The organism is Pseudomonas sp. NBRC 111132 (genome assembly GCF_001320565.1).
Lineage (GTDB): Bacteria > Pseudomonadota > Gammaproteobacteria > Pseudomonadales > Pseudomonadaceae > Aquipseudomonas > Aquipseudomonas putida_P.
Window position 1 is genome coordinate 100,791 of sequence record NZ_BCBI01000002.1, and the last position, 20,250, is coordinate 121,040.

The following is a 20,250-nucleotide window of genomic DNA, read 5'->3' on the forward strand; positions in this document are numbered from 1 at the left end:
GGCGAGCCCGTTAGCCCGGCATGCCGTCTGTCCTCGGCTGCAACAGGATGGGGAGATAATGGCGCAGGAATAGCAGCAGTGCCAGGCACCAGCACAGTGCCGAAAGGCTAACCCCCAGCGATGAGAACAGCGGCAGAACCACCCGCGCCAAGGTCGCCAGTTGCATCAGGGCAAAAGCCCACGCCATGCTGGTTGGCACCTGCAATGGCCTGCCGGTGTGGCCCAGGCTGACCCGCGCCATCATGGCCAGGATCAGCCCGGTCATGGCCCCGACCGTCAGGGCATGGGTCACCAGGCTAGGGTTCAGTGCCACCCCGGCGTGCCACAGTGCCATGCCCAGGCAGGCGAGGGCGATCCAGGCGTAGGCCAGGTGCAGCGACCACAGCAGCGGTACGTGCCACAGGCCACGGTCGTGCCACAGCACCAGGCGGGCCGAGTGCAGCGTGAACAGTGCAAAGAACAGCACCGCCAGGCTGGCACGCGGTGTATCGGCAAGGCCACTGGTAAACGCCAAAGGTACGGCCACGCTGAACAACAAGCAGGCCCGGTCCAGCCATGGGCGGGCAGGGGCCGCGCTCATGTTGCCCAGGCCTCGGCGGGTAAAGAACGGAATGACCCGGCCGCCGAGCACGGTCATCATCGCCGCCACCAGCCACAACCCGGCAAACACGCCCCGGCGTTGCCACAGTTCGTCCTGGCGCAGCCAGCCGGCCAAGGTTAGCCACTGGCAGGCGGCGATCAACATTACGAGGCCGACGATCGGGTAATTGTTGCGCAGGCGCCGTTGCACGATCGGTCGCGCCAGGCTAAGCGCCACCAGCGGAAGGAAGCTGCCTTCGATCAGCACAAGCAAGCCACCCGGTAACGGCAGGAACCAACTTGCCCGGCCCAGCAGCCAAAGCAGGAACACACCCTGCAGCGCCCGCCCGCTCAAGCCAGGGATGCCACTCCAGTTCTGCACGGCGGTCAGCAGGAAACCCGCGATAACGGCAGCGGCGAAGCCGTAAAGCATTTCGTGGCGGTGCCAGGCGAGCATGCCGCCCGGCGGGGCAGGGGCCAGCGCCCCGGTCAGTACACCGACCCACAACAACAAGGCGACCAGCGCAAATAAACTGCCCCCCAGGAAGAACGGGCGAAAACCCAGGCCCCAGACGGCCTGGCGTGGGCGTGAAGCGATCGGTTGCACGAGCATGGGCGGTCCTTGGTTCGTTCAGTAGGCTTCAATTGGGGTAAGATCACGATCCGTGCCAATTGCAAAGCCCTTGAATATCAAGGTGATGGCACTGCTCAGGGTCCGAATGACATGCGCGTTTCGCGGTCATTGGGACTTGCATGTATGTCGTTTTGACTTGCTTCAGGGTTTGCCGGTTTGCTCCCGGCTGACGCTTCGCTACAGGATTCACGCTTTGTCCGACCTCTCGAAAAATCCGCTGCTGCAGTACATGGCCCGCCTGGCCCCATCCAGCCAGCAAACCATGCGCTACATCCTTCAGGACGCCGCCGATCGGCTCGGCTTTGTCGACTGCAACATCGTCGATGTGCCCTGGCATCGGCTCGAGCCCGGCCATGTGATCGCGCTGGTGGCGGCGCTGCGGGCCGACGGTTACGCGCCCAACAGCTCATCGCTGTATGTCAACGCGATTCGCGGGGTGATGAACGAGGCCTGGCGCCAAGGCCTGATCGACCATGAGCTGCTGTTGCGCATTCGCGAGGTCAAACCGGCCACGGGCACCCGCCTGCCGCCAGGGCGCAACCTGCGGCGCAGCCTGATTCGCGAGTTGATGGACGTGTGCGCGGCCGACCCCAGGCCACAGGGGGTGCGTGACGCGGCGATCATTGCCTTGCTGTACGGCACAGGCATGCGCAAGTCGGAGTCGGTCGACATCGACCTCGACCAGGTCGACTTCCAAGCGCGCAGCTTGCAGGTGGTGGGCAAGGGCAACCACCAGTTGGTCAAGTACGCACCGCCGTGGGCGTTCGAGAAGTTGCAAGCCTGGCTTGACCTGCGCCGCCAGGACCTGCCTGCCGGGGCGGAAGATGACCCGTTCCTGTTCAACCGCATCCGTCGTGGCAGCCACATCACCCGAGCGCGAATCACCAAGCATGCGATCTACTACATCGCCCGCCAGCGCGGCGCGCAGGTGGGGGTGAAGATCATGCCGCACGACTTCCGCCGGGCGTTCATTACCCGTGTGATCGAAGAGCACGACCTGTCGATCGCGCAGAAGCTGGCGCACCATGCCAATATCCAGACCACGGCCATCTATGACCGGCGTGATGACAACGAGCGCCGGCGTGCGGTGGACCGCTTCGACTACTGAGCTTTGATTGTTTGGGCTGCAGAGCAGCCCCATCTGCACGTATAGCACCGAAACAGGGCCCAAGCGCGCCCCCGCTTTGTGCGCCATCTCCTGTATGCCCGATGCCAGAGCGGTCGCGGCAAAAGTTTCATCATCGTTCACCTGCGAAGTTGGCCCGCAACCTGCTATATCCAGCCTGCGAATTTGATCGAGTGGTCAGGCCGTGCGCGCTAGCAGCCGCCCGCGCCGTACCCTCTAAACGGCCAGCAGGCCACGTATTTCAGGGGCCGCAGGATGTCGCTCGCGGAGCAGATCGAACAACAACAAGGCGATGCGGGCTGGAGCGCTCACTTGCAACTGCGCTTTGTCCAGCGTGGCGACGTGACCCGCCTTGGTGCGTGGAAACATTTCGGACCTCTTTTGGTGCAGCGGCCTTTCTATCCCGAAGGTTTGCCGTGCCATGTCTATGTATTGCACCCACCGGGAGGCATCGTCGCCGGCGACCGCCTGGAGCTGAACATTCACCTGGAGCCGGGCAGCCACGCGCTGCTGACCATGCCCGGCGCCAGCAAGTTCTACCGCAGCATCGGCCCGACCGCGCGGCTGACCCAACGCTTTCACCTGGCCGCTGGCAGCACCCTGGAGTGGTTGCCGCAGGACAGCATCTTCTTCTCGGGCGCCCGCGCCAGCCTTGCCAGCCGTTTCAGCCTTGAGCCGGGCGCCCGCCTGCTGGCCTGGGAAACCCTGTGCCTGGGCCGCCCGGTCATGCACGAGCGTTTCGACCACGGCACCCTGGACAGCCTGTTGCACATCGAACTGCCCGGCGAGGTTGGCCTGCATGAGCGCCTGCGTATCGCCGGCGGGCATCTGGACAAGCTTGGCGGGCATCCGCTGCTTGCCACCTTCTGTGCCGCACCGGCCGATCAGGCCGTGCTGGAGCAGGTCCGCTCATTGCTCGACGAACTGGGCAACCCGGCTGGCGCGACCCTGCTCGGGTCGCTGCTGGTGATCCGCCTGCTCGACCACGACAACCAACACCTGCAACGCACCCTGCAACGCCTGTGGCATGTACTGCGCCCGGCCATCCTCGGCCTGCCAGCCTGCCCACCGCGTATCTGGGCCACCTGAGAGAGCCCCATGGAGCTTACCCCGAGAGAGAAAGACAAACTGCTGCTGTTCACTGCCGCGCTGCTGGCCGAGCGTCGCCTGGCCCGTGGCCTGAAGCTCAACTACCCGGAAGCGGTGGCGCTGATCAGTGCCGCTGTGCTCGAAGGTGCCCGCGATGGCCGGACGGTCGCCGAGCTGATGAGCCTGGGGCGCGAGGTGCTGACCCGTGAGCAGGTGATGCCCGGTATCGCCGAAATGCTCCACGACGTGCAGGTCGAAGCGACCTTCCCGGATGGCACCAAGCTGGTGACCGTACATGACCCCATCGTCTGAAACTACCAATGAGGGCAGCATGATCCCAGGTGAAGTCCAGGTCGCCGCAGGCGACATCGAGTTGAACAGTGGCCGTGAAACGGTCAGTGCAACGGTGGCCAACCATGGTGACCGACCGGTGCAGGTCGGCTCGCACTACCACTTCTTTGAAGTCAACGAGGCGCTGGTGTTCGACCGTGCGCCAACCTTGGGCTTTCGCCTGGATATACCGGCCGGCACGGCCGTGCGCTTCGAGCCGGGCCAGGCACGCACCGTGCAACTGGTGGCCTATGCCGGAAAACGTGAGGTGTACGGCTTTCAGGGCAAGGTGATGGGCGCGCTGGAGGGCAGGGCATGAGCCGTATTTCCCGCCAGGCCTATGCCGACATGTTCGGCCCTACCGTGGGCGACCGCGTGCGTCTGGCCGATACCGCACTGTGGGTTGAGGTAGAGAAGGACTTCACGGTTTATGGCGAAGAGGTGAAGTTCGGCGGCGGCAAGGTCATCCGCGATGGCATGGGGCAGGGCCAGATGCTGGCTGCCGAGGCCATGGACCTGGTGCTGACCAATGCCCTGATCATCGACCACTGGGGCATCGTCAAAGCCGACATCGGTATCAAGCACGGGCGCATCGCGGTGATCGGCAAGGCCGGCAACCCCGATGTGCAGCCAGGGGTGAACGTGCCGGTCGGGCCGGGGACCGAAGTAATCGCGGCCGAGGGCAAGATCGTCACCGCCGGTGGGGTGGACTCGCATATCCACTTCATTTGCCCGCAGCAGGTGGACGAGGCCCTGAACAGCGGTGTCACCACGTTCATCGGCGGCGGCACCGGGCCTGCCACCGGCACCAATGCCACCACTTGCACACCGGGCCCCTGGTACCTGGCGCGCATGCTGCAGGCCGCCGACAGCCTGCCGATCAACATCGGTTTGCTCGGCAAGGGCAACGCCTCGCGGCCTGAAGCGCTGCGAGAACAGATCGCGGCCGGTGCAGTTGGCCTCAAGCTGCACGAGGACTGGGGCTCGACGCCAGCGGCCATCGACTGCTGCCTGGGTGTGGCCGAGGAAATGGACATCCAGGTCGCGATTCACACCGACACCCTCAATGAGTCGGGCTGCATCGAAGACACCTTGGCGGCCATTGGCGACCGCACCATCCACACCTTTCACACCGAGGGGGCCGGTGGCGGCCATGCACCGGACATCATCCGCGCGGCGGGGCAGGCCAACGTGCTGCCGTCCTCGACCAACCCGACCCTGCCGTACACGATCAACACCGTGGACGAGCACCTGGACATGCTCATGGTGTGCCATCACCTGGACCCGAGCATCGCCGAGGACGTGGCCTTTGCCGAATCGCGCATCCGCCGCGAGACCATCGCCGCCGAGGACATCCTCCACGACATGGGCGCCTTTGCCATGACCTCGTCCGACTCCCAGGCCATGGGCCGGGTTGGCGAAGTGGTGCTGCGCACCTGGCAGGTCGCGCACCAGATGAAACTACGCCGTGGGCCGTTGGCACCGGACACCTATTACAGCGACAACTTCCGGGTCAAACGCTACATCGCCAAGTACACCATCAACCCGGCACTCACCCATGGCATCGGCCACGAAGTGGGCTCGGTGGAGGTGGGCAAGCTGGCCGACCTGGTGCTGTGGTCGCCGGCTTTCTTCGCGGTCAAACCGGCCCTGGTGCTCAAGGGCGGGATGATTGTCACGGCGCCGATGGGCGACATCAACGGCTCCATTCCAACGCCACAGCCGGTGCACTACCGGCCGATGTTCGGCGCGTTGGGCGCGGCACGCCATGCCACGCGCATGACCTTTCTGCCCCAGGCTGCCATGGACCGTGGCCTGGCCGAGGAACTGAACCTGCGCAGCCTGATTGGCGTGGTCAACGGCTGCCGTCGGGTACGCAAGCCCGACATGGTCCACAACACCCTGCAGCCCCTGATAGAAGTCGATGCGCAGACCTACCAGGTGCGTGCCGATGGTGAGCTGCTGGTGTGCGAGCCGGCCAGCGAACTGCCGCTGGCCCAGCGTTACTTTCTGTTCTGAAGGAGCACCGATGATTGTCTTGACCCGCCGTATCAGCGACCCCGGCACGCTTGCTGTGAGTGGCACCGTCACCCTCGATGTGGACAGTCGCATCAAGAGTCGTTTGCGGTTAACCCTGGACGATGGCCGCGAGGCCGGCTTGATGCTCGAACGCGGCCACCTGTTGCGCGGCGGTGAACTGCTGGCCGATGCCGATGGCACCCACCTGATCCGCGTGTTGGCGGCGCCCGAGGCAGTGTCCACGGTGCGCTGCGCCGACCCGCACTTGCTGGCCCGCGCCGCCTACCACCTGGGTAACCGCCATGTGCCGCTGCAGATCGAACCCGGCCTGCTGCGCTTTCAGCACGACCATGTGCTGGACGACATGCTGCGTGGCCTGGGCCTGACGGTCGAGGCCGAACAGGCCCCGTTCGAGCCGGAAGCGGGCGCTTACCAAAGTGCACCCCATGGCCACAGCCATGCTCATGGCCACGATCACCCGTTCGTACGCCTGCCTGCCCATTCCTGAACTGCCCTGGAGCAACCGATGAAAAAGACTTTTGCCCTGTTTCTGCTGATGCTGGCGCTGCCAGCCTTTGCCCACCCTGGTCATGACAGCAACCCGCTGCAGGACGGCCTGTTGCACCCGCTTACCGGGCTCGATCACTTGCTGATGCTGCTGGGCACTGGGGTGCTTGCCGCGTTGACTCGGCGCAGCCTGACGTTGCCCCTGGCTACGCTGGCTGCAATGTTCGCAGGCGCTGTGTGCGGGCACCTGTTCGGCGATGTGCTGGGCATGGAAGCCCTGATTGCCGCGTCGCTGCTGGTGGCTGCCGGGGCGGTGCTGCTGCCGAGCCGCCAGTTGCTGCTGGCAATGGCCATGCCGGTGTTTGCCTTGTTCCATGGCTGGGCCCACGGTGTAGAAGCCACGCCAAGCGCGTTCTGGCAGTTCAGTGCTGGCTTCGTCACCGTCAGCGGTCTGCTGCTGGCGGCCGGCTTCGCGGTCGGTTGCCTGCTGCGCCGCCACAGCGGCCTGCAAAAGGCTTTTGGCGGTGGCCTGCTGGCCGGCGCCGCGTTGGTACTGGCCGGTTGATGAACAGCGACCTGGCGTTGCTGCGCCTGCTGCAGCTGGCCAGCCCCGGCTTGCCGGTGGGCGGCTTCACCTACTCGCAAGGCCTGGAGTGGGCGGTCGAGGCCGGCTGGGTGCGTGGCGTGGACGGCTTCGTTGCCTGGCAACGCGAGCAGGTTCACGACACCCTGGCTTGCCTCGACTGGCCGGTTCTGGCGCGCTTGTACCACGCATGCCAGGCCGAAGATGCCGCAGCGTTCGGCCATTGGAGCCGGTTCTTGCTGGCCAACCGTGAAACGGCCGAGCTGCGGCTGGAAGAACAGCAGCGCGGTGCGGCATTGGCGCGGTTGCTCGACGGCTGGCAATTGGGCCAGGCACCGGCCTGGCGCGCCAGCCTTGAGTTAAGCCAGCTGGGCGGGATGGCCTGGCTGGCCGCGCACTGGGCCATCCCGCTGCGCCAATTGGCATTGGGCCATGGTTTTGCCTGGCTGGAGGGCGCGGTCATGGCCGGGGTCAAGCTGGTACCGTTCGGCCAGCAGGCTGCCCAGACCTTGCTGCGCGACCTCGGCAACGAATTGCCCGCTGCGCTCGACCAGGCACTGGGCCTGGGCGACGACCAGCTCGGCGGTGGCCTGCCACTGCTGGCCATTGCTTCATCGCGTCACGAAACCCAATACACCCGTTTGTTCCGTTCCTGAGGACTGCCTGCATGCAAAGCTATCAACAACCCCTGCGCGTCGGTGTCGGCGGCCCGGTCGGCTCTGGCAAGACCGCGCTGCTGGAAGCGCTGTGCAAGGCCATGCGTGATCACTACCAGATTGCCGTGGTGACCAACGATATCTACACCAAGGAAGACCAGCGCATCCTCACCGAGGCCGGCGCCCTGGAGCCTGAGCGCATCGTTGGCGTGGAAACCGGCGGCTGCCCACATACGGCTATTCGGGAAGACGCTTCGATGAACCTGGCGGCGGTCGAAGCGCTGGCACGCAAGTTCGGTAACCTCGAAGTCATCTTCGTGGAAAGCGGCGGTGACAACCTCAGCGCTACGTTCAGCCCGGAGCTGGCTGACTTGACCATCTACGTGATCGACGTGGCCGAGGGCGAAAAGATCCCCCGCAAGGGCGGGCCGGGCATTACCAAGTCGGACTTCCTGGTGATCAACAAGACCGACTTGGCGCCTTATGTAGGGGCTTCATTGGAAGTGATGGAGCGCGACACCCAGCGCATGCGGCCGCAGCGGCCCTGGACCTTCAGCAACCTGAAGAAGGGCGAAGGGCTGCAGGCGGTGATCGACTTCATCGTCGAGCGCGGGATGCTGGGTGTGCGTGGCTGACATCGTGCGGCCCCTGTATCAGTTGTGACAGCAGTGTGCCTTGTCTGGCTGCCCTTCATAGCGGTCATGGTGCCGCACCCAGTCCATGGTCCCGCCTTCATTGCGTCCCAGTGGCGCAATGTCGAGGAAGTTGTAGGTATTGACCAGGATGTCCAGCCCGCGGGCGTAGGTTGAGTAGGTGTGGTACACGCTGCCGTCCGCTTCGCGGTAGAACGCACTCAAGCCAGGCAGCTCGCTTTCACTGCCGTTATACGGCTCATAGTTGTACTGCCGTTCACCCTCGTTGCCGACACTTACGCCAAAGTCTTCGTTGAAACCGCTGCCGTGTGACGAGTACCACGGGAACTGCCAGCCCATGCGCCGACGGAACGCCTGGAACTCGGCATACGGTGCCCGCGATACCGCAACCAGGGACACGTCGTGGTGTGCAAGGTGCAAGTTGGCACCGTCAAAATGGTCAGCCAGGAACGAGCAACCGGGGCAGCCCTCGCTCCAGCCCTCGGCGAACATGAAATGGTAAAGCAGCAATTGGCTGCGACCCGCGAACAGGTCGGCCAGGCTCAATTCGCCGTCCGGCCCGTTGAAACGATAGTCGTGTTCGACTTTGACCCAAGGTAGGGCGCGACGGGCTGCAGCCAGCGCGTCGCGGTGGTGGGTAAAGGCTTTTTCGTGCAGCCAGAGTTGCCGGCGAGCTGCCAGCCACTGGCTGCGAGAAACCACCGGGTGCCTGCTGTCGCTAGTGCTCATGGTGCTGTCTCCACGCTGGGGATTCACACCTTAGTCGAGCACGCCCAGGTCGAATCGACAGGCACCGGTGGCCGGGCGATGAGCGGTACCTTGCTCAGCCCGAGTGGGCGATATGCCCCTCGGCAAGCTCATCGGCGCCGTCATCCTCGCCAGGCAGGGCGGTGATCACGCTGAAATCGCTGACTTCCACCTTGCCGCCGCCATAGCCCAGCAAATGGAAGGAAAACGCCTTGCGCTCGGTCGGGTTGTCGAAGCTGAACTCCATCTCCAGCGGCTCGTCGGCGGTGACCTTTACCTCGTGTGGCAGGCCCAAGGGTACGTCCTGCTCCAACTGCTTGGCCTTGAGCTGGATATAGGCCGCACGTTTAGGGTCCAGCGAGCGTACCTTGACCCGCACACGGGTGTGCGAGCCTTCCGGCATTTCCAGGTACTGTGCGCCAATCAGGTTGTCGGCCCAGTCATCGTGGATGCGCTTGCGCAACTTGATCGGCGAAGGGCCGCCGAATTGGTAGCGCAGGTTGAGCGGGGTTTGCAGCAGGGATTGGTCGAGCACCCCGGCCAGGGCGCCGATCTGCTGGCCCAGCAGGCTGTCGCCTGGCCCAAGATAGCGGGCCTGGTCGGCGATGAAGCCCTCGCTGGCATAACGCCGGCAGCGCTGCTGGAAGTCACATTCGGTGAACACGCCCTGGCCGTTGTGGTAGCGCAGCATGCCATTGGTGTAGGAGATCATCTCGCGGCCGGTGTCGTAGTCACGGTACAGCGAGCGACCGCCAAGCGCGACAGGAATGGGCAGTGCGAAGTAGTCGAGCAACGAGGTGGCCAGGTCGATGTGGCCGTAGGTGCCGCGCTTGATGGTCGGTAGCTGGGCCTGCTCCGGCGCCAGGGTAAGGTTGAAGCCCCAGGACGAAGCCAGGCGCACGCCATCGATGCCATGGGACTCGTCGGACGTCAGCACCACCAGCGTGTCCTTGAGTACGCCCTGGCGTTCGAGGTTGTCGAGAAATGCCCCGACGGCGTCGTCCAGGTAGGCGACCGCTGCCTGTTTCGGCGTGTCGTAGCGCTCGAGGTATTCGGCCGGCGCCGAGTAGGGCTGGTGGGTGCCCACGGTGAGCAGGGTCAGCATCCATGGCTTGTCCTGCTTCTGCAACTGGCCGACGTAGCCCAGGGCACCCTCGAAGAAGGCGCGGTCATCCTTGCCCCATGGGAAGTCCAGGTAGTTCTTGTTGCGGAACCACTCCAGGCCATGCACCGAATCGAAACCGATGTGCGGCATGATGCGGTCCTTGGCCATGAAGCGCAGGCCCGCGCCTTGCAGGTAGTGGGTAGTGAAACCGGCCTGGCGCAACTGTGCTGGCAGGCAAGCCTGGTTGCGCTCGTTCTGGGTCAGCAGCTCCACGCCCTTGGGCGTGCCATTGGCCAGCTTGTCGTAGTCGCCGCACAGCATCGCGTACAGGCCGCGGATGGTCTGGTGGGTGTGCAGCACGTAGTCCGGGGTGTTCATGCCGCGCTCGGCCCACTTGCTGAGCTTGGGCATCAGGTCTTCGTCGAAACGACTGTTCAGCGCCTGGCGGTTGGGCCGCAGGTAAGCGCCGGGGATGCCTTCCATGGTGATGACCAGCAGGTTGCGGGCAGTTCCCGGGCCGGTAAACAGCCTTTGCCCATGCAGGTCGGATTGGGTCAAGCCGCTGCTGGCCAGCGGGGTGAAGGGTTGCGTACGGCCAAGCCAGCCTTCGACCTGGCGTTGCATGTTGCCAGCCCCGGCAGACATCAGCTGGTGGGTGAGGTTGTATTGCCGCCACTGGTCGGCATCGGAAGGCACCAGTTGCTGGCTGCCCCAGTGGGCGCCAAACAGCAGTACGGGGATGGCCCAGGCCTTGCGCGGCAGTGGCTGGCTACGCTGTGCGCGGCTGCGCCAGGCACAGGCCAGCCAGGCCAGCAGAGCACTGCCCAGCACCCAAGGCAGCCAGGCATGGGCCAGGCCGCCACCGGTGGAGTTCTCCATGAACTGCGGGTCGAGCAGGTAGGTCAGGTCGGCGCTGGTGGGCAACCGGCCCACCGCGCTTACGAGTTCGGCCGAGGCTACCCACAGGGCCGCCCAGGCCAGCAGCACGGGCAGTGCCAGCCACCACGGCCGGCGGTGCAGCAACAGCACCAGCAGGCTGCCGAGGGCGAGGTCGGACAGGTAACCGAGCGGGTTGGACCAACCCAGCATGGCGCGCGTACCCAGTGGGATCACCAACACCAAGGCTGCCAAAGCGGCAAGCCGGGTGCGTGGGTGGTCTGACAGGTTCTTCACAAAAACTTCCCTTTTGCCATTAAATCGTCATGCATCTGTGCTTGATGATAACAGGCCGGGGCAGAGAAGGCGGGCGGTTACAAGGCTGGTAACCAAAAGCCGGGCCCGTTCGCACGGGCTCGGCCGATGGCAAGTCTCAGAAGTAGTAAGGGAATTTCAGGCTGAAGGAGAAGTCTGGGGCATCGTCGGTCAGACCAATGGACAGGTTGGGCACGATGGTCAGGTTGTTGGTGGCGGCGAAGGTCAGGCCGATGTTGAAGTTGGCGGCGTTGTAGTCACTGTTGGAGATCGATTGCCAGTCACCGCCATCGGGTTTGATCTTGCTCTTGCGGGCGAACTGGTCGGACACCGAGAACGACATGCTCATCTTCTCGTTCAGGGCAAAGGCGATACCGCCGCCGATCTGCCACGAGTCGCCGAGCTTGACGTCACCCGGCACCTTGCTGTTGACCTGCGGGCTGATGTCGCTGAACGAGTCCTGCATGTTGTAGGTGTAGGACAGGCTGCCGAACAGCACAGCCGGGTCGAAGGTCTTGACCAGCGAGATACCCGGTGTGATCGACCATACGCCGTTGCCGGTGGGCAGGCTTTCCGGCACCGACAGGTTGCTGTTGCCGTCTACCTCGCGCAGCTTGATGCCATACGGGTCCTTGCCGGTCGGCGCCTTGACCCGCAGGGTGGCGACGGCGTCAGGCCAGGTTTCGTCCTCGTCGAGGAACTTGTAGGCCACTCCAACGTTGACATCGCCAATTTCCGGGTCGCGAGTGACGGTTGCATCGGAGGTACTGGCCCCGGCGCCACCGGCGCCGCCAGACGAGTAGGTGGACTCGCGGTACACCACGGGCACGTTGATATCGAACTGCCAACGCTGCGCCAGGTTGTAGCGCGCAGTCATGTCCAGGGTCCAGTTGTCGGCCTTGATCCGGTCAAGGTTGATGCTGCCCAGAAAGATCGAGTCCAGCGCCAGGAAGCCATTGAGCGTAAGCGCCCGGGTATCGTAATGGGTATACGTGACGCCTGTTTCGAAGCTGAACTTGCCGCCGCCAAAGAACCCGCTGGCTTCGTCATAGAGGTTGGAAACGCTTTGCGCCGGTTCGGAATCGGCCGTCAGCGCCTGCCCGTACGAGCTACCAGTGGTGCCAGGCGTGCCAGAAGCGACAGTCTGCGCACCCTTCACCCCCTCGGCGGGGGACTTGACCAGGCGTTTGGGCGGCGCCGCTGCAGGGGCCTCCTCAACCTGGCGCACGCGTTGCTCCAGCACCATCAGTGCCTGTTGCTGTGCCTCGTACCGACGTTTGAGTTCGATCAGTTCCTGTTTCAGCGCTTCGACCTGAGGGTCGGCGGCTGCGTAAAGTGCTGTGGCGGGGGCCAGGGTAGCGAAACACACAAAAGCTCTAAGCGTAAAAGATCGGTACATGGAGTTGCCGTCCCTTCCAACTACTTTTGATGAGACTGAGCGTAGATCAGTATCCGAAGGTGCGAAGACCTTTGAGCTGGTCAAGGCTGCCGTTGAGCGAAGCCGCGGTCGGCACGCTCTCACGCATCACGACATTCAATGATGTGACGTTGCTGACCAGGTTGCCGTTGCCGAGCAGTGTCGAGTTCTGCATCAGGCCGCCTTGGGCCAGCCGCTGCATGCTGCTGCCTTGGTTATTGCTGGCATTGATGTTGAGTTGCACGCCCACACCGCTGGAAGACACACTGAGCGCACCAGCGCCGTTCTCCCCAACCAGGGTCTGGCCGGCGGCCAGTACCTGCCCTTGCTGTTGTACGGCGGGAGCCTGGTTGGCCTTGGTCACGTTGATGTCGACGTTGTTGTAGGCGGCATTGTTGTCGCCGGCCGCGCGTACCACCTGGGTCACACCCTCGGTGGTGGCAAGGCCGTTGCCACCTGTGACCACGCCAGTCCCGGCGGCGGAAGCACCGCTCGGTGCCGTGCCGGTGCCTTTTTCATCAATCATCGAGACATAGAACTGAGGCTTGATGGTCGACTGCTGAACCTGCAGCGTTGACGTTGCCCCGATCACATCGCCCTTGGCATTTTGCCAGGTGCTGGACATGACGATGCCGAAGCTCACGATTCGTCCGGGCATCACGTAACGGCCGCGCAGGTTCGCCAGCTCCTGGTCCTTCAGTTCGATGGGTTTGAACGCCTCTGCGTGGCTGGGCAAGCTGGCTGCCAGGCAGGCCATGGCCAGCCACAATGAAGTCTTCATGAAATGCTCCCTGGAGCATCATGCTCCTTGTCATTAGAACAGTCGTTAGAAGAAGTCGCTTTTGATGAAGCCGAAGTCCAGTAGCTCGGTGTCCTTCACTGGTGTGAAGTTGTTCACCCGGCCCTTGGCGGTCAGTGGCAGGGGCGGGTCGAGCAGGACGTTGTTCTTGTCGTAACCTTGGCCGATCACGGCGAAGATGATGCCGTTCCAGCCTTTGAGGAAATCGTCGATCTTGTAGCGCCTGTGGCCCAGCACCGGGTCACCGACGTACACCCAGCCTTTGTCGACCTTCTGCATGACCACGAAGTGCTTGTAGCCGCGCACATCCATCAGCACCACGACCGGAATGCGCACGCTGTGCAGGGTGTCGGGGGCCACCCGGTAACCGCGGGCACGCATCCCCAGGCTCTCGACGTAGCGTTTCATGTCGAGCATCGAGAAGCCTTGTGTGCGCACCAGGTCCTGGTCGGCGTGGGCCAGCATGCCTTCGATGATCTGGTGTTCGTCCACATCCAGCCAGTAGGCCTGGCGCAGGATGGTCGCCAGCGCGGCGGCGCCGCAGCTGAAGTCGGTCTTTTGTTGCACCAGGTCGGCGAACTTGCGCTCGCGAACGCTCTGGATTGGTTTGAACACCACAGCACCGCCCGGCAGGACGGACAGCGGCATTTGTGCAGCTTCGCTCACGCTGGCCAGGCACAGCAGAAACGCCAGGGCGATAATGCGCATGATCGGATGCCTTCCGGTTCTGTTGAAGAAAGGCCCCCCGAAGGGGGCCTCAAGCACAACGGTCAGAACGAGGTGTTGGAGATGGCCAGCGAGTTGCTCTGCTGGTTGCCCACACCGGCTGCCACGTTCACGCCCAGGTTGCCGCTGCCACCGTTCACCGAACCGCTAAGGGTTGCAGTGTTGGTAACAGGGTTGGCCCAGCCGGTCGGGGTCAGCACTTGGAAGGACACGGTATTGCTCAAGTCGTAAGCACTGCTTTCGCTGTAGCTCTTCGACACGTCGTTCGAGGATTGTTTCGATTTTTCGCCAGACTTCGAGAAGTCAGACGCCGAAGCATTCTCGTACGAAGAATCGTGAGACTTGGTGTACGAAGAATCCTTGGACTTCTCGTACGACGATTGATGCGACTTGTCGTAGTTGGAGTCGAAGGCTTTCTCGAACGACGAGTCGTAGGCACTTTCGTGCGACTTGTCGACCGAGACATCCAGCGATGCATTCAACGAACCGTCGAAGGTGCTGGAGCGGGTGCGCTCGCGACGGCCATCATCGGTGGTGAGGGTGCGGGTAGCGTTGGCTGCTGCATCCAGCGATGCGTTGAGGTTGGCGCTGCTCGACGAGCTGTTGCTGCCGCTGGCTGAGCCGTTCAGGCCCCAGCTGTTGGAGCCACTGGCGCTGGAGTTGTTGGAGCCGCTGGCGTTCGAGCTGCTCGAACCGCTGGAATTCCAGCCACTGGAGCCGCTGGAGCTGGCGCTTTGCGCGCCGGCCACGCTGAAGCTCGACGACGAGCTGCGGTCGTCGGTCGAGTTGAACGTGCCATCACGCGAGCTCGAGCCGCTGGCCGAGGTGGTGATGGTGATCGTATCCACACGGTAGGTGCGGTCGGCGCCGTTGTTTACCGTCAGGCCTGGCCCGTCCTGATTGGCCGAAGCGGTGGCGGTGGCGTTACCCAGTGGGGCGCCGGTGTTGGCGATGGCCATGGTGTTTTTCTGCTGGTTGAGGTCGCCGCCGGCGATGTTGATGCCGATGTTGCCCTCAGCCCCGCTGGCCGAGCCGCTCATCACAGCCGAAGACTGGGTCGAGTAATTGTCGACCCGGTTGTTTCTGCTGGTTTGCTCGACGTCGGCGGTGGCGTTGGCCATGCCGAATACGAAGCTGTTGTCCAGGCTCGACTCGGAGCCGGCGTTGGCAATGGCCGCGGCGTTATCCTGCTGGTTACCGTTACCAGCCGCCACGTTGATGCCGACGTTGCCGCTGGAGCCTGTGCCAGAGTCACTCATCTCGGCTTCGTTGATGGTGCCTTGGTTGGTGATGCGGTTATCGGTGCTGGATTGGGTATCCCAGGCATTGGCCGTTGCATACACAGGGATTTTGGTGGGTGGAGGCGTGTGCTGACCATTGTTATGGTGGCCGTTATGGTGGTCATTACGCCGATCGTTTTGCCCAGCTTGTACAGCAACAGCCATGACCGCAGCAATTGCGAAAACCAGAGGCTTGATTGCCATCGAGGGTTTCATGGTGATTCTCCGTACTCTATTAGGTTAAGTGTCGTTCTTAACTGAAGGGTCAATCCGCGACCCGGATGCTCAAGGTGTTGGCCATGCGGTTTCCCACCCCGGCACTCTGGTTCAACTGGATCACGCCACGGCTACCGGTGAAGGCCTGATCACTGGTGGTGACCTGGCGATAGCCGGCTGGAATGTCAGTTGCTCCGGAGTTGTTGATCAGCGCCACGTTCTGTTGCATGAGGACGCTGTCGTCGATGCTTTGCGGCTGCGCACCAATACTGATGCTCAGTGCGTTGGCTTGCTGGGTGTTGGCGCCGGCGCTCTGGTTGACCCCCAGGGCGCCACTGCCGTTGCTGAAGGCGTTGCCCTGGATGGTCGAGCGGGCATCCATCGCGGGGTCGGCGGGGGTGTTCAGGCGTTGGCGGATCTGCGTGCTGGCGTTTGCTTCAGGGCCGACGGCGATGGCGCGCGCATTGACCTGTTGCTGCTTGTCGCCAGCGGCCTGGTTGACCGACAGGTTGCCCTGATAGCGGCTACCGGAGCTGTCGATGTCGGCGTTGTTGATGACTGGAACCAAGGATTGCGCGAAGGCCGGTGCGCTGCACAGGGCGGCCAGAATCAGCAGCATGTGCTTCATCTCACTTGCCCCCGCCGGTCAGGATCTGCAGCGGTGCGAGGCCACGCTGCACACTTGAGTTGACCATGTTGGCGATGCCGTTACCTGAGCCACCGGTGCCGCGCCCGCCCGACAGATTGGGTAATTGGTTCTGGTTACCGAGGTTACCGCCCAGGTTGTTGGTCTGCTGGGTGATCATGTTGCTGATGCCTGCGCCGCTGCTGATGCTGGCGAAGTCGCCATCACTCAGTTCGTTGGTTTGCTTGAGCACGTAGGCAGAAGGGTTGGCGTTGACCGTGGTAGGGCTTGGGTCTGGGATCAGGGGAGGGATCGTCGCGTTGCGTACCTGCACGTCGCGCTTGATGATGATGATCCCGTTGTCCGCTTGGGCCGTCAGGCTCAATGACCCCAATACGCAACCTACCAACAGCAGGTGATGGAGGCGTTTGTCTCTTTTCCTCACGACGGCAACTCCTTCTTTGAGCGCTGGCCCTGTTCAGCGATGCGAACAACAGAGCAGAAGGTGTGCCGTTTTTGAGAAGCGTTTGCAGATCAAGCGGTTAGCCTGGATGGCTAACAAACTGCGGCGTATTCTGTCTCAGTGATGAAACAGCTGGCCGCAAGCGTTGCTAGGCAAGCCAGCAGTGGCCTTGATTGGAAGGGTTTTTGCAAGGGTGTTTCATGAGCTTGACACTGTGCCCGAAGCGGGGGAAAGCCCCGCAATTTCGGGGGCTTTGCCCCAGCGGAGTGTGTCAGGGGCTTAACACTCGGTCGGGCAGGCTGGCGTATCGCTATCAAGCAGCGTAGCAACTGCTTGCAAGGCCAGCAATTGGCGCTGTGGCCAATTGCCCTCAAGTATCTGGTGCGGCTGATTGTGCCGCTTCAGCCAGGCCAGGCTGTCGTCGAAAAAGCGTTGGCGGTCGCCAAGGTCGGGCTGGCAACGCTGGCCATCGCCAACCCAATCCACCCCTTGCGGGCTAAGCAACAGGTGCAGGTCGTAACGCCGCGCCAGCAGTGCCTGTTCAAGCCATGTCGGGCAGTCATCGAACAGCGCTTGGCTCCAGAGCATATTGCTGAGCAGGTGGGTGTCCAGAATCAGCAGCGGCGGTGCCTGCTCGCGTGCCCGGTCTTCCCAGGCCAGTTGCCCGCGGGCGATGGCGGGAATGTCGGCGTAGCAGGTATCGCGGCGTTCCTGGTCGATGAAATGGCGCACGTACTCGGCCACTACCACGCCACCGAAATGCGCCTGGATCACCCCGCCAAGCCAGCTTTTGCCGCTGGACTCGGGGCCGCATAGCACCAGTACCTTCATGGCCTGCTCTGCGTTCATGGCTGCACCAATGCCGGGTCACGGCGCCATTCCAGCCAGCCGCGCAGGGCAATCAGGGTGAGTACGGCGAAGAAGCCTGCGGTGAAATACAGCTGCTGGTGCAGGTATTGGCCTACATAGATGATGTCGACCACCACCCACAATGGCCAGCACTGCAGGCGTTTCTGTGCCATCCACAGTTGCGCCACCAGGCTGAAGCCGGTCAGGGTGGCGTCCAGCCAGGGCAGGGCAGCATCGGTCCAATTGGCCATGGCCGCGCCCAGGGCGGCGCTCAGCAGCAACCCGGCGGCCAGGCCGGTGAACAGCGCCGGGCGTTGCAGGCGGGAGACCTGGCGGGCTTCTTCTGCGTGCTCGGGGCGCTTCCACTGCCACCAGCCGTACAGTTGCAGGATGGCGTAGGCCACTTGCAGCAGCATGCCCGAGTACAGCTTTACCTCGTAGAACAGCCAGCCGTAGATCAGCACCATGACCAGACCGATCGGCCAGCACCAGGCGTTCTGCTTGACCGTGAGCCAGACAGCGGTGACGCCGAGGACGGCGGCGATGAGTTCAAGGCCGGACATCGGCGATCCTTGGAGAGACTATCGGGGAAGGGGCGCGATTGTAACGGGTCGGCCGGGGAAGGTGTAGGGCCGTGAGGGAGCGGCCTTGCGTCGCGAAAGGGCCGCAAAGCGGCCCCAGGATTACGGCGTCAGCGCATAGATTGCCGGCCTTTCGCGGCACAAGGCTCCCACAAGGGCTGCGCTGCGTTCTATCGCTATACCCGAAACTGCCGCAGTAACTGCTCCAATTCCTCGCTCAACTGCCCCAACGCCATCCCGGCATCGCTGGACTGCCGCGCCGCATCAGCGGTCTGCTGGGACAGCCCTGCGGTGTCCAGCACGTTGCGGTTGATTTCTTCGACCACATGCGCCTGCTGCAAGGTGGCACTGGCGATGGATGCATTCAATGCAGTGAGGTTGTTCAGTGCCTGGTTGATGGCGTCCAGGCTTGCTCCGGCCTCGCGGGCTTGCTCGACGGTCTGGCGTGACGCCTCGCTGCTGGTGTCGATGGCCTTGACCGCAGCGTCCGACTGGCTTTGCAGGTGCTCGATCATGGTGTGGATTTCGGCCGTTGACTGCGCCGTGCGCTGGGCCAGCAGGCGCACCTCGTCGGCGACCACGGCAAAACCGCGGCCTTGCTCGCCGGCCCGTGCCGCCTCGATGGCCGCGTTCAGCGCCAGCAGGTTGGTCTGCTCGGCAATGGAGCGAATCACCTCCAGCACGCCGCCAATGCGTGTACTGTGCCCGGCCAGGTCGCGGATTACCTGCACGGCCTGCTCGATGGTCAGCGACAGCCGATCGATTTGCGCCAGGCTGCCGTGAATGGCCTGCTGGCCGTGCGTCACCTGCTGCTGTGCGGTGCGCATTTCCCCGGCGGCTTGTTCGGCAGTCTTGGCCACGTCCTGCACGGCGTAGGTCACCTCATTCACCGCCGTGGCCACCTGGTCCATCTGCAGCGATTGCTGGGCGCTGTGTTGTTGTGCGGCGCCCGCATTGTCGCCGACGTGCCCAGCGGACTGGGCCAGCGCATGGGCCGCCCCCTGCAGCTGGCCGACCACGCCTTGCAGCTTGCCGTTGAAGCGGTTGAAGTGCTCGCCCAGGTGGGTGATTTCATCGCGGCCATGGGTGTCCAGCCGTCGAGTAAGGTCGCTTTCGCCGCTGGCGATGTTGCCCATCGCCTGCACCGCTTCTTGCAACGGGCGGGCGATGCTGCGGGCAATCAGCATGACCAACAGCGCCATCAACAGGGCAATGCCCACGCCGACCAGCGAGGCGTCGCGTAGCTGGCGAGCGAACTCGGCCTGTACGTCATCGACGTACACGCCCGAACCGATGATCCAGCCCCACGGTTTGAACAGCTGTATATAGGAGGTTTTAGCGACCGGCTCGCTGGCGCCGGGCTTGGGCCAGCGATAGTTGACCGGGCCGGCGCCCTGCTGGCGGGCCAGGGCGACCATTTCGTTGAACACGGCAAAGCCATCGGGGTCGCGGATGGCGGAAAGGTCCTGGCCGTCGAGCTTGGGGTTGGCCGGATGCATGATCATCTTCGGCCCCAGGTCGTTGATCCAGAAATAGTCGTCGTGGTCGTAGCGCAGCGCTCGCACCACTTGCAGTGCTTGCTGCTGGGCGGCTTCGCGGCTGAGCGTGCCGGCCGCCTCCAGGCCTTGGTAATAGGCCAGCACACCGGCGGCGGTCTGCACCACATGACGGGTCTTTTCTGCCTTGGCCTGGTACAGGTCACCGTGGATCTGGCGCAGCATCAGCAGGCCCAGCACCACCAGCATGGCCACCGCCACTACAAGGATCAGCCACAGGCGACGACTGATCGACATCGATCTCAGAGTGTTCATCCACCAGCTCCCGCATTGTTCTTTTTATTGAGGTGCATCGAAGCATGCTTTGCAGCAAGCCCCCACTCGACTAATGGCTAAGTGCTATCTTCGTAATAGTCTGCAGCAGGTCGCGTAAAGCGATTGCAAAGGCGCTCTGCTAGGATTTCGGCCGCGCAAGATGAAACCTTTAACAAGCGTGAACTTTTCTACTGGCGTTGCGCCCAACAGTCGCTGTAAAACAGCCGGGCCGCGTGCGGCAATCACAAGCAAATCAAGAACAAG

Annotated in this window: 21 protein-coding genes; 9 read left to right on the plus strand and 12 right to left on the minus strand. The window is 63.3% G+C overall.

The window, feature by feature from the left end; all coding sequences use genetic code 11:
- Nucleotides 1-10: 10 nt before the first annotated feature.
- Nucleotides 11-1,192: an NnrS family protein gene (locus APH35_RS01585; RefSeq protein WP_060514101.1), complete on the minus strand. Its 1,182-nt coding sequence runs from the start codon at nucleotides 1,190-1,192 to the stop codon at nucleotides 11-13.
- Between the two features lie 214 nt (nucleotides 1,193-1,406).
- Between APH35_RS01585 and APH35_RS01590 the strand changes: the two genes are divergently transcribed.
- The 9 genes from APH35_RS01590 (at nucleotide 1,407) to ureG (ending at nucleotide 8,158) form a co-directional block, all read left to right on the plus strand.
- The gene (locus tag APH35_RS01590; protein WP_012272565.1) at nucleotides 1,407-2,321 is read left to right on the plus strand and encodes a site-specific integrase; all 915 of its coding nucleotides are present in this window, start codon (nucleotides 1,407-1,409) and stop codon (nucleotides 2,319-2,321) included.
- 273 nt (nucleotides 2,322-2,594) lie between these two features.
- Nucleotides 2,595-3,428 (plus strand): urease accessory protein UreD, encoded by an 834-nt coding sequence (locus tag APH35_RS01595; RefSeq protein WP_060493123.1) that lies wholly within the window; start codon nucleotides 2,595-2,597, stop codon nucleotides 3,426-3,428.
- A gap of 9 nt (nucleotides 3,429-3,437) precedes the next feature.
- Nucleotides 3,438-3,740 (plus strand): urease subunit gamma, encoded by a 303-nt coding sequence (locus APH35_RS01600; RefSeq protein ID WP_003253929.1) that lies wholly within the window; start codon nucleotides 3,438-3,440, stop codon nucleotides 3,738-3,740.
- Between the two features lie 19 nt (nucleotides 3,741-3,759).
- Nucleotides 3,760-4,077 (plus strand): urease subunit beta, encoded by a 318-nt coding sequence (locus APH35_RS01605; RefSeq protein ID WP_012272563.1) that lies wholly within the window; start codon nucleotides 3,760-3,762, stop codon nucleotides 4,075-4,077.
- Entirely contained in the window at nucleotides 4,074-5,777 is a 1,704-nt protein-coding gene (gene ureC / locus APH35_RS01610; protein ID WP_012272562.1) for an urease subunit alpha, read from the plus strand. The genes APH35_RS01605 and ureC overlap by 4 nt, the downstream gene beginning before the upstream one ends.
- A 10-nt stretch (nucleotides 5,778-5,787) precedes the next feature.
- Nucleotides 5,788-6,285 (plus strand): urease accessory protein UreE, encoded by a 498-nt coding sequence (gene ureE, locus APH35_RS01615; RefSeq protein ID WP_012272561.1) that lies wholly within the window; start codon nucleotides 5,788-5,790, stop codon nucleotides 6,283-6,285.
- Between the two features lie 18 nt (nucleotides 6,286-6,303).
- A complete protein-coding gene (locus APH35_RS01620) occupies nucleotides 6,304-6,849 on the plus strand; it encodes a HupE/UreJ family protein (RefSeq protein ID WP_012272560.1) in 546 nt (181 codons plus the stop codon).
- Nucleotides 6,849-7,523, plus strand: coding sequence for an urease accessory protein UreF (locus APH35_RS01625; protein ID WP_012272559.1), 675 nt, complete (start codon nucleotides 6,849-6,851; stop codon nucleotides 7,521-7,523). The genes APH35_RS01620 and APH35_RS01625 overlap by 1 nt, the downstream gene beginning before the upstream one ends.
- Nucleotides 7,524-7,534: 11 nt before the next feature.
- Nucleotides 7,535-8,158: an urease accessory protein UreG gene (gene ureG / locus APH35_RS01630; RefSeq protein WP_010953755.1), complete on the plus strand. Its 624-nt coding sequence runs from the start codon at nucleotides 7,535-7,537 to the stop codon at nucleotides 8,156-8,158.
- A gap of 18 nt (nucleotides 8,159-8,176) precedes the next feature.
- Here ureG and APH35_RS01635 read toward each other — a convergent pair whose 3' ends face one another.
- The 11 genes from APH35_RS01635 to mcpP form a co-directional block, all read right to left on the minus strand.
- Nucleotides 8,177-8,905 (minus strand): DUF899 domain-containing protein, encoded by a 729-nt coding sequence (locus APH35_RS01635; RefSeq protein ID WP_012272558.1) that lies wholly within the window; start codon nucleotides 8,903-8,905, stop codon nucleotides 8,177-8,179.
- Between the two features lie 94 nt (nucleotides 8,906-8,999).
- Nucleotides 9,000-11,201: an LTA synthase family protein gene (locus APH35_RS01640; protein WP_060514102.1), complete on the minus strand. Its 2,202-nt coding sequence runs from the start codon at nucleotides 11,199-11,201 to the stop codon at nucleotides 9,000-9,002.
- A 136-nt stretch (nucleotides 11,202-11,337) separates the two neighbouring features.
- Nucleotides 11,338-12,618 (minus strand): hypothetical protein, encoded by a 1,281-nt coding sequence (locus APH35_RS01645; RefSeq protein WP_012272556.1) that lies wholly within the window; start codon nucleotides 12,616-12,618, stop codon nucleotides 11,338-11,340.
- 46 nt (nucleotides 12,619-12,664) lie between these two features.
- Nucleotides 12,665-13,417: a hypothetical protein gene (locus APH35_RS01650; protein ID WP_012272555.1), complete on the minus strand. Its 753-nt coding sequence runs from the start codon at nucleotides 13,415-13,417 to the stop codon at nucleotides 12,665-12,667.
- A gap of 45 nt (nucleotides 13,418-13,462) precedes the next feature.
- Entirely contained in the window at nucleotides 13,463-14,143 is a 681-nt protein-coding gene (locus tag APH35_RS01655) for a C39 family peptidase (RefSeq protein WP_012272554.1), read from the minus strand.
- A 62-nt stretch (nucleotides 14,144-14,205) separates the two neighbouring features.
- Nucleotides 14,206-15,657, minus strand: coding sequence for a hypothetical protein (locus APH35_RS01660; RefSeq protein WP_060514103.1), 1,452 nt, complete (start codon nucleotides 15,655-15,657; stop codon nucleotides 14,206-14,208).
- A 49-nt stretch (nucleotides 15,658-15,706) separates the two neighbouring features.
- Nucleotides 15,707-16,285 (minus strand): hypothetical protein, encoded by a 579-nt coding sequence (locus APH35_RS01665; RefSeq protein WP_012272552.1) that lies wholly within the window; start codon nucleotides 16,283-16,285, stop codon nucleotides 15,707-15,709.
- Between the two features lies 1 nt (nucleotide 16,286).
- Complete coding sequence (locus APH35_RS01670; protein ID WP_012272551.1) at nucleotides 16,287-16,727, minus strand: hypothetical protein; 441 nt, start codon at nucleotides 16,725-16,727, stop codon at nucleotides 16,287-16,289.
- Between the two features lie 297 nt (nucleotides 16,728-17,024).
- A complete protein-coding gene (locus tag APH35_RS01675; protein ID WP_012272550.1) occupies nucleotides 17,025-17,594 on the minus strand; it encodes an AAA family ATPase in 570 nt (189 codons plus the stop codon).
- The gene (gene pnuC / locus APH35_RS01680) at nucleotides 17,591-18,157 is read right to left on the minus strand and encodes a nicotinamide riboside transporter PnuC (RefSeq protein WP_060514104.1); all 567 of its coding nucleotides are present in this window, start codon (nucleotides 18,155-18,157) and stop codon (nucleotides 17,591-17,593) included. Before pnuC ends, APH35_RS01675 begins: the two co-directional genes overlap by 4 nt.
- Nucleotides 18,158-18,351: 194 nt before the next feature.
- The gene (gene mcpP / locus APH35_RS01685) at nucleotides 18,352-19,986 is read right to left on the minus strand and encodes a methyl-accepting chemotaxis protein McpP (RefSeq protein ID WP_060514105.1); all 1,635 of its coding nucleotides are present in this window, start codon (nucleotides 19,984-19,986) and stop codon (nucleotides 18,352-18,354) included.
- Nucleotides 19,987-20,250 lie beyond the last annotated feature (264 nt).